Source organism: Thiothrix caldifontis, assembly GCF_900107695.1.
Lineage (GTDB): Bacteria > Pseudomonadota > Gammaproteobacteria > Thiotrichales > Thiotrichaceae > Thiothrix > Thiothrix caldifontis.
Map to the genome: position 1 here is coordinate 1 of NZ_FNQP01000049.1, position 7560 is coordinate 7560.

The 7560-nt window shown below is 47.3% G+C and carries 8 protein-coding genes; 2 read left to right on the top strand and 6 right to left on the bottom strand.

Features of this window, described 5'->3' with window-relative positions; translation table 11 throughout:
• Positions 1 to 82 precede the first annotated feature (82 nt).
• The 6 genes from BLV87_RS19635 to BLV87_RS18755 all read right to left on the bottom strand — a co-directional run bounded on the left by BLV87_RS19635 (position 83) and on the right by BLV87_RS18755 (position 4512).
• On the bottom strand, positions 83 to 256 hold the full coding sequence (locus BLV87_RS19635) for a hypothetical protein (RefSeq protein WP_175517799.1): 174 nt from the start codon (positions 254 to 256) through the stop codon (positions 83 to 85).
• Positions 257 to 307: 51 nt separating this feature from the next.
• Positions 308 to 892, bottom strand: coding sequence for a DUF3865 domain-containing protein (locus BLV87_RS18735; RefSeq protein ID WP_093071172.1), 585 nt, complete (start codon positions 890 to 892; stop codon positions 308 to 310).
• 116 nt (positions 893 to 1008) lie between these two features.
• Complete coding sequence (locus BLV87_RS18740) at positions 1009 to 1854, bottom strand: EamA family transporter (RefSeq protein ID WP_093071173.1); 846 nt, start codon at positions 1852 to 1854, stop codon at positions 1009 to 1011.
• A gap of 23 nt (positions 1855 to 1877) precedes the next feature.
• A complete protein-coding gene (locus tag BLV87_RS18745) occupies positions 1878 to 2864 on the bottom strand; it encodes an HAD-IC family P-type ATPase (protein WP_175518080.1) in 987 nt (328 codons plus the stop codon).
• Between the two features lie 11 nt (positions 2865 to 2875).
• Positions 2876 to 3706 carry a P-type ATPase actuator domain-containing protein gene (locus tag BLV87_RS18750; RefSeq protein ID WP_093071176.1) on the bottom strand — a complete coding sequence of 277 codons (831 nt, stop codon included), beginning with the start codon at positions 3704 to 3706 and terminating at the stop codon, positions 2876 to 2878.
• A gap of 35 nt (positions 3707 to 3741) precedes the next feature.
• A complete protein-coding gene (locus BLV87_RS18755) occupies positions 3742 to 4512 on the bottom strand; it encodes a DUF481 domain-containing protein (protein WP_175518082.1) in 771 nt (256 codons plus the stop codon).
• Between the two features lie 175 nt (positions 4513 to 4687).
• Here BLV87_RS18755 and BLV87_RS18760 point away from each other — a divergent pair, with 175 nt between their 5' ends.
• The gene (locus BLV87_RS18760) at positions 4688 to 6958 is read left to right on the top strand and encodes a hybrid sensor histidine kinase/response regulator (protein WP_175518084.1); all 2271 of its coding nucleotides are present in this window, start codon (positions 4688 to 4690) and stop codon (positions 6956 to 6958) included.
• A gap of 108 nt (positions 6959 to 7066) precedes the next feature.
• On the top strand, positions 7067 to 7354 hold the full coding sequence (locus tag BLV87_RS18765) for an MOSC N-terminal beta barrel domain-containing protein (protein WP_093071181.1): 288 nt from the start codon (positions 7067 to 7069) through the stop codon (positions 7352 to 7354).
• The last annotated feature ends 206 nt before the right edge of the window (positions 7355 to 7560 follow it).

Here is a 7560-nt window from a genome sequence, read left to right on the forward strand (position 1 = left end):
ATGAACTCACTCGCTGTTTGGGTAAAACGTTTGTCCAGTCCCTGTGGACTAATGGGGAGCTGTTGGAAGGCGGCTGTCCGACTTAATCCATCCAATGTGCTGGCAGGATTGCCCATCCAGCCAAACACCAAGCTGCGGATGAAGTTCGAGCCGCTGAGTTTGCGCTGGCGTTGAATGAAGCCGCTTTTTTTGCTAACGCGTCCGCTTTTTCATACAAGATGGCTTGCAATGCGGTGGCTACTTTTGTCAGTATCAATGCGCGGTCTCCTTGTCGAAGTCGATCTATTCGGTGTGCAAAACTAATAGCCTACCAGAGAGGGAGACCGCTTTCGCGGGTTAAAGTTGATGCGTATAGGCTTTGTTCAACACCGCCTAGGTGCATTTCATGAAACCATACCAGATCCCGGCCTTGATCACCCCAATGGCGGCGCTTGATGACTTCTTTGGAAATATCCAGAAATACTTCATGCTCGAAAATGGCGGCAGTCTCTGTGGCAAACATTGTACCTAGCACGGCTGAAGGTTCTTGATTGGAGAGCTCGCCAATTTTGCTCAGGAAGCGGGTGGTGGAAGGGAATTCTTCACGTGAGTCCACGTCGCAATTTACTTTTGCTAATGCGGCACGGTACATGGCGGCATGACCGTTTTCTTCGGCACAGTTACGAATCAGTTCCTGATTGACGGCATCGGTATCAAACGCTGCGGTGCTTTCAGCAGCATCGGTCAGGAACATGACGTTGGCAAAAGAAAATTGATAGTGTTCCATCATGAGCCATTCTAGGGCTTCTGTGCTGTACTGGCTGAGATCTTTGAGTTGGGCTTTTGCATTGTCAATAAATAATTGATTCTTTTGGTCAATGTAATCGTAAGCATCCATAGTAGTTGCTTGCATTTTGTCACTCCTTAGTGCTTGTAGAAAAATGAGGCTTGATTATTTGGCATTACGGGCTAGGGTGGCAATAGAATGGGCAGGACTAAATTGTTAAGTTTTGTTAAGCGCTCCTTCAGTCAAGTAGCAATCAGGGTGATGGCGGTCAGTGCCAAAATAATTCCTAGGGTTTGTAGTAAATTTAATCGCTCTTTGAGAAGTAGCCACGCCCACAGAACAGTAACAGCTGGATACAAGGAGGCGACACTCGTGATCACATCAAGCCTGCCGTGCTGTCCTGCCATCACAAAGAAATAATTTCCGGCAGTATCTAATAAGCCGGTAACAGCAATCAGTGGAATAAATCTGAGCGGTGGGGTATGCCAACGTTTCTGGCTGACAACGTATAGGCTAAGGGCGGTGACAGACGTTATTCGTGATGCCAAAACCGGCCATAAAGCCGTTTCGCCACTGGTTGCGTTCAAACAAATGAAGACTCCAGCAAACCCTAAGCCACTCAGTAGGGCAAAGCGTAGCTCCGTCGTGCTGGCTGTAATGTGTTTACCGTCGCTAGAGAGTAGCCATACGGCCAAGAGTGCCAGAGCAAACCCACCTGTTTGCATTAGGCTTGGTATTCCCTCGGTAAACACGCTGACCAGTACAGGAATGGTACAAGCAACCATTGCTGCTAATGGAGTGACAATACTCATTCTGCCACTGGCTAGACCGCTGTACAGGTTGAGCAAACCAATTACACCGAAAAGCCCGGCAATACAGCCTAGTAACAGGTCACTGCTATTAAGGACAGCAGTCTCTAGTGAGACTGTCAATAGTATTAGCGGGAGTAGGCTGATGAGTTGGGCGGTGAGTAATACACTGTAGACATTGTGTTTTCTGGCTGCCAGCCCCCCGGTAAAATCGCCTGTTCCCCACGTAAACGTCGACCCTATAGCCCATAAAATGGCTAGAATGTGCAGATTGTCCATGAGATAACTTATTGACTTGTGTGTTATTTATCGGTAGTTTTGGCAGGGTTTTGATGCTTGATTAGTGGTAAGACGGTATTCGTTAATCCGGCGGTTGTGCCAACATAAAATAGCCCCATACTAGCGGCAACCCCAAAGTGTAATAAATAAACACCACCAATATTCAGAATGCCGGGGGCAATACTGAACAGTAAGTTGTTGCGCATGGTATGTTCAAACTCATCCGCAAACGCGAATAAACGTGAAAGTGGGGCAAGTGTGCCATCCATGAAAATGATCTGGGCGGTATCGATTGCTGCGCTCGATGCACCTTTGAGTGAAATGGAAACTTGTGCCGATTTCAGGGCAATGGAGTCATTGATGCCATCACCAATAAAGCAAACAAACTTGCCTTGTTCCCGTAGTTGGTTAATTAATTCTGCTTTGTTTTCTGGCAATGTCTCTGCAAAGTAATGGTCAACACCCAGTTGTTCTGCCATGTTGCGGGTTGGTTGCTCATGATCACCGGAAATAATGTAGGTGGTAATGCACCGTTGTTTCAGGGTTTTGATCAAATCCGGTACTTCGGGACGGATACTGGGCTGCATTTCTAACACACCCGCTACATCTTCATTGATGCCGACATAGATCAAGGAATGTCCATGTGTTTCTGCTCGCTGTTGCAAGGTATCCGTTTGTGGCGGAATGGTTAAACCTTCACGCTGCATAAAACGGGCGCTACCTACCCGAATCGTCTGCTGATCAAGCTGAACAGAAATGCCATAGCCAACCTCGTAACGGATATTGTCTGGATTAGTAGGGTTAACGCTTTGGGACATGGCTTTTTCCCAAATTGCCTTGGCAACCGGGTGTGGCTGGCGGTATTCGGCGCTGGCAGCCGCATACAATACCTGTGTTTCATCATAAGTGGGGTGTAAGACGTGAATGTGGCTGATGGTGGGTTGTTCTTGAGTCAAGGTGCCAGTCTTGTCGAATACTACCGTGTCGACTTCGCGCAAGGATTCCAACACCCGCCCATCTTTTACCAGCCTGCCGTTTCTACCAGAATGCTAATGCGACCAGCCAAGATCAACGTAGCGGCAAATACTTGCTCGCCAACACTGCGGTGTACCGGCTGGCTCTCGCCTGTCAGGATGTGTTGGTCAATGCTGGCTGAACCTGCCTGAATAGTGCCATCAACAGGAATGGTTTCTCCGGCATGAACAATGACCACATCATTTTTTTGTACATTGTCGAAGGGGACTTCCAGCTCCACCCCGTCTTTCTCTATCCAAATGTGGCTAGGATGCCCGGCAAACACATTTATCAACTGTTTTTGCGAATTTTCCTCGGCTTTTCTGATCAGTTTTGCCAGAAATCCACCCATCAGCCCCGCTAATGCTGCTAATACCAGTTGTCCGGTGGCAACCATACCAATTACTAGAATAGTCGAGACCAGTGGCACGCTGATGAAATGCTTACGCCGGAAATCCTGTAATACCATTTGCGCGAGCGGAACGCCTAAATAAAGCACCGCAGCACTGCCAAGCAGGTAAAATGCAGGATAGGAAGTTCCTAATATGGCAAGCCCGGTAGCACCCAGTGATAAAACCTGCCTACGTTTTTCTGCCTGACGGCGTTGTTCGACATCAGCTTGTAACTGAGGGTCAAGGCTTTGCTGGAGTTGCTGGCGTTCGTCCCCCCAGATAGCACTACGAACATCGTGTAACAAACGTTTGGCTTGCCGCACTTTATTGTCGGTGTTGCTAATGGTGCGGGGCTGAAGTGTAGCAATCAATGTTTTTGATTGCTTATTGTTTAGCTTATGCCAGAGAGCGACACCACTGCTTGCTAGGGTGAATTCAATCAACATGACGTTTGGAGTAACCTTAAACCTGAATAATAAGCTCAAAACCCAATCATTAGATTGACGCTGGTATTGGTGTCGGTCTTTTTGGTGTCGGCAAATACCTTGCTGTTATTGGTATAGCCGTAACTGAGTTTGAGGGAGGTATTTTTGCTCATGCCGACTTCCAAAGCGGTGTCAGACATGGTGAAAGTATTTTCTGAGCCGGGTTGAACGACAACGTTTTCAGTCAACTTGGTGTTGTCAGTCAGTTGCAGGCTATAGTCTGCACTCAAATGCCCGATGGCTTCATTCTCCTTACCAAAGTCTTCTGTAAACGTGCTTTGACGTGCACCGAGTCCAAGCTCCATGCCCAAGGTTTGTTTAGGGGTGTCGATCACGTTCATACCATAACCGGCAATTTCCGCGAAGCGTTTGTCAATGCGGGCAAATTTGTTGGAGTCGTACCCGGCGTAACCAAACCAGTAGTTTTTATTGGGTAACACGTAGTCGGCTTGGAAGTCAGCCAGATAGCTTTCGGATATCCGCGTATCACTGACATCCATTGCATCGGCTGTAGCGGCAATCCGGTAACGCCAAGGCAGGGTTTCGCGGTTCAGTTGCAAGCCTATGTTGGCACTTTTGGTGTCTACGTTGCCACTCATGCTGTTGATACCAACACTGATCTCACCTGTCCAGCCCGTACTTTCGGCTTGTTTTTCTGATGCTTTGCCGATAGGCACTTCCTTGTCAGCAGCCAATAAGGTCTGGCTAAGGCCAAGTGTACTCACTAACAGCAGGATGGGGAAAGGATAAGAGAATTTGGGCAACATATTGATAAACCTTGTGGATTGACTTGGGTATGCTAATGGTGGCACGAGCTTGGCTGTTTTTGAACCAAACTTAACATTTCTTAACATTTTTCTGGCATGTTTATGTTGTTATCCGAACTAAAGTTTTTACATGAAAAAATACCTGTTTCTAAGCGTGTTGATTTGGTGTTGCTCTGTGGAGATAGCTTGGGCTGCACCGTTGGTGCTGGATGATTACGTAAACCAAGTTGTTTTCCCTGACATCATGGTACTGGAGGATACTTCCGGTAAGTTGAGGTTTGCGGATGTACTTTTAGAGGCTCATCAAGACCGTTTTAAGCCAGTCAGCCGTGGAGTGCATAATCTGGGGCATACTCGCTCCACGTGGTGGATACGTTTTGAGATTGAACAACACGGCACGACACAGCGGATCTTATTGTTAGAGGCGCAAAATGATTACACCATTAATGTGTTTGCCATACCGCTGGCTAAGCCCGCCGAAGTCATGGTGTTGCCACGTGTCAAGGGGCTAATGAATCCAGTTTATGCATTGGATTTATCTGCCAATCAAACTCAGCAAGTTTATGTGCAAATAACGAGTTATTTTAGCCCGTTATCTTTTAGGCTTAGTATCGCTCCACAAGAATACACGGCAGTGGATAACGTGTTTCAGGTAGCATTATTGATGTTGGCAATGGGTGGAATTTTGGCATTGGCGGCATACAACTTGTTTTTGTATGTTGGTTTTCGGGAAAGCAGTTATCTGTGGTTGGTCGCATTTATTATCACGCTATGCAGCGAACTAGCCCTCCTGAATGGAACATTGTATTGGCTGGTTTACTCAGAGGAGTGGTATCAACGTTTAATCGTATTGCCTAGTTTATTGACTATCGTTACCGCATTAGGATTTTTTCGTCAATTAATGCATACACCGCAATTGGTGCCGTTACTGGATAAGAGTATTATTGTCAGCATTGGTATTGGTTTATTACTGATTGTGCTATCGCCAGTCTTGCCAATAACGTCTGCATGGGTTGCAGGGCTGGGGATTTTTATTTTGATAATGGCAGTTACGACCACAATACAAGTAGCACAACGTGGCTACCGATTGGCGCGTAGTTTTATTTATGCTCTGTTGGTGCTGATCTTGTCTACGTTACCTGTCATCCTGATGGGGTTGGGGATCATCGCCAATGAATTTTATGCACTTTATTTTATCCATTTCGGATTTCTAGGATTTGTGCTGTTGTTATCACAAACCCAAATCGAGCATACCCGTGGCTTGCGTGAGGACAGTGAACGGGCGATAGCCGCTAGCCAAGCAAAAACAGAATTTCTTGCCACTATGAGCCATGAGTTACGCACGCCGATGAATGCGGTAGTGGGGCTTGGTACGTTACTGCGCATGACACCGCTCAATACTGAACAGCGGGATTATCTGGGTAAGTTGGAGGTTTCTTCCCGGTACATGATGCGTCTGATTGATGACATCCTTGATTTTTCACGGATTGAACAACGTGGTTTGGTTGTGGCAAGTGAGCCTTTCTCATTACATGCATTGTTGGATGATGTCGCCCAACTTTTGCAGAATCAGGCGCAACGTAAAGGGATTACGTTTGAATGCTATACCCTGTTTACTGAGGGTACTTGGGTACGGGGCGATGCAACGCGTCTGTCACAAATACTCCTGAATCTGGTGGGTAATGCCATCAAGTTTACTGAGCAGGGGCGGGTGACATTGGCAGTGACCGAACAAGCCAGCCAGACAGTCGATACCTTGAGCTTGCTGTTTGAGGTGGCAGATACGGGGCAGGGTATTAGTGTCGAGCAACTAAAAAAACTGTTTCAGCCGTTTGTACAAGGGGAGGGTAATAGTCCTAAATCAGGAGGCTTTGGTTTGGGATTGGTGATTAGCCAACGTTTGGTAGAAGCCATGGGCGGGACATTACAGGTTGAGAGTAAAGTGGGTGAGGGTAGCCGTTTTTATTTTACGCTACATTTTGCTAAAGCCGCAGATAACACGGCTAACACGGTAGGCTTGACACCACCAGCCCCTGCTGCAACGCCAGCATTGTCAGATAATTCATCGAAACGTATTCTGTTAGTGGATGATGATGAGCTGAACCGCTTTGTTGCCAGTCATTTGCTAACAACAATGGGGCTGCATGTGACGTTGGCAAGCGATGGTCAGGAGGCATTGGATCGTGTGGAAACTCAAGGTGAGCAGCCGTTTGATCTTGTGCTGATGGATGTCAGTATGCCGGGGGTGGATGGGTATGCGGCTACCCGGCAATTGCGGGCGATGGGGTATCAATTTCCCATTATCGCCCTGACTGCCCACGCGGTGGAGGGTGAGCGTGAACGTTGTGAAGCGGCGGGGATGAATGATTTTTTCACCAAACCGTTTGAGTTGCATGAGTTGGAACAGATGGTGAGTAAGTGGGTAATGAACAAGGAGAGAGGATGATTTATTTGTTGCTGATTTTAGAATAAACATGACTGTTTGCCCCACTCCTGTAAACAGTTGTTGTATCCTGTTTAGCAAAACATGAACAACCCCAACGGCATTGATCACATGACACTATCTATTAGCAGCTTACACATTTACCCTGTCAAATCCCTGCAAGGTATTACCTTACAACAGGCAACCCTCACCACCCAAGGCTTGGCATTTGACCGTCAGTGGATGGTTGTTGATGCCAACGGGCATTTCATCACACAACGGCAACTACCTAAGATGGCGCAAATTCGGGTGTGCTTAACGGTGGATGCGTTGGTGTTAGAACATGCCAATTTGCCACCATTTACCGTCGCCCTATACGCATCAACTTTAACCCGCGAAAGCGGTCTCCCTCTCTGGTAGGCTATTAGTTTTGCACACCGAATAGATCGACTTCGACAAGGAGACCGCGCATTGATACTGACAAAAGTAGCCACCGCATTGCAAGCCATCTTGTATGAAAAAGCGGACGCGTTAGCAAAAAAAGCGGCTTCATTCAACGCCAGCGCAAACTCAGCGGCTCGAACTTCATCCGCAGCTTGGTGTTTGGCTGGATGGGCAATCCTGCC

Bases quoted from the DNA above. Each gene is read 5' to 3' on its own strand.
- BLV87_RS18735 (WP_093071172.1), bottom strand. From the start codon at position 892: ATGCAAGCAACTACTATGGATGCTTACGATTACATTGACCAAAAGAAT.
- BLV87_RS18740 (WP_093071173.1), bottom strand. From the start codon at position 1,854: ATGGACAATCTGCACATTCTAGCCATTTTATGGGCTATAGGGTCGACG.
- BLV87_RS18750 (WP_093071176.1), bottom strand. From the start codon at position 3,706: ATGTTGATTGAATTCACCCTAGCAAGCAGTGGTGTCGCTCTCTGGCAT.
- BLV87_RS18755 (WP_175518082.1), bottom strand. From the start codon at position 4,512: ATGTTGCCCAAATTCTCTTATCCTTTCCCCATCCTGCTGTTAGTGAGT.
- BLV87_RS18765 (WP_093071181.1), top strand. From the start codon at position 7,067: ATGACACTATCTATTAGCAGCTTACACATTTACCCTGTCAAATCCCTG.